The following is a 1,374-nucleotide window of genomic DNA, read 5'->3' as shown; positions in this document are numbered from 1 at the left end:
GCGCCTTCGATGCCGATAAACACCCACACGGTGACCAGCATCATGTTGCGCACCTGGTTCATCACGCTGCCCAGGTCGGGGTTTTTCACGCCCCAGATGTCAGCGGTGAAGATGTCCAGCTTGAACGCGAACAGCGCGATCAATACAAACAGCACCAGCGGCACCACTTTGGCGACGGTGGTCACCAGGTTGATGAAGGCTGCTTCCTTGATCCCGCGCAGTACCAGGAAATGCACGGCCCACAGCAGCACCGAGGCGCCGATTACCGCCGCTGGCGTGTTGCCTTCGCCGAAGATTGGGAAGAAGTAACCGAGGGTGCTGAACAGCAACACGAAGTATCCGACGTTGCCCAGCCAGGCGCTGATCCAGTAACCCCACGCCGATGAGAAGCCCATGTAGTCGCCGAATCCGGCCTTGGCGTAGGCGTACACGCCGCCGTCGAGGTCAGGCTTGCGGTTGGCCAGAGTCTGGAACACGAACGCGAGGGTGAGCATGCCGATGGCGGTGATTGCCCAGCCGATCAACACCGCGCCGACATCGGCGCTGGCGGCCATGTTCTGCGGCAGTGAGAAAATCCCGCCGCCGATCATCGAACCCACCACCAGGGCAATCAACGCGCTGAGACGTAGTTTCTCGGCCGGTTGGGACATGAAAACTCCTGAAATAAAATAGTTTGAGATAACACGCGCGCACTCAACTAATTAACTCCGCGAGTGTAGCGTTTATTAAAGACCGCGATAAAACCGCCACGCTCATAACGCAATGGCATGACAATTTATAAAGTTTAGGCTTATTTAGAATTTAAATAGAGCAGGCACTTTGCCAGTTTGTGCAGCCCTAGACACTTAATTGAGAAAAGTTTGCACATTCTGCAAAACGGGCTAGCGTCAAACGTCCATACCTCGGACTAAATGATTAATCAAAACGCAGGAGCCGCTCTGGACAGCGCCTTTGCGGGGCAAACTATTGCCTCGGGATTTTACCCCTAAGTCATTAATTCACAATGGAATGTGCCAATGAAGTGATCTGAGTCAGCTGTTTGATTAGCGCACGGAATTATTCTGTGGTCTCTCTTCTCCTGCATTGGAGTCATGCAATGTCTGAAACTCCCGGAAAACTTCGACTCGGCGCCCTGGTTGCGCTGGTCGTGGGCTCAATGATTGGTGGCGGGATCTTCTCACTGCCGCAAAACATGGCCGCCAGCGCCGATGTCGGCGCGGTGTTGATCGGCTGGGTCATTACCGCCATCGGCATGCTCACCCTGGCGTTCGTGTTCCAGACTCTGGCCAACCGCAAACCCGAACTGGATTCCGGCGTGTACGCCTATGCCAAGGCCGGGTTCGGTGACTACATGGGGTTTTCGTCGGCCTGGGG

The 1,374-nt window shown here is 55.4% G+C and carries 2 protein-coding genes; one reads left to right on the top strand and one right to left on the bottom strand.

Translation table 11 applies throughout. From position 1 onward, the window contains the following. On the bottom strand, positions 1 to 650 hold a 650-nt coding region (locus tag FEM54_RS32590; RefSeq protein ID WP_138454285.1), incomplete at its 3' end, for an amino acid permease. A 446-nt stretch (positions 651 to 1,096) separates the two neighbouring features. Between FEM54_RS32590 and FEM54_RS32585 the strand changes: the two genes are divergently transcribed. Next, positions 1,097 to 1,374 (top strand): amino acid permease (locus tag FEM54_RS32585; RefSeq protein ID WP_138454284.1); only part of this gene is annotated, 278 nt, incomplete at its 3' end.

It is taken from the genome of Pseudomonas edaphica, assembly GCF_005863185.1.
Taxonomy (GTDB): Bacteria; Pseudomonadota; Gammaproteobacteria; order Pseudomonadales; family Pseudomonadaceae; genus Aquipseudomonas; species Aquipseudomonas edaphica.
This window is presented reverse-complemented; position numbering and strand designations above follow the sequence as displayed.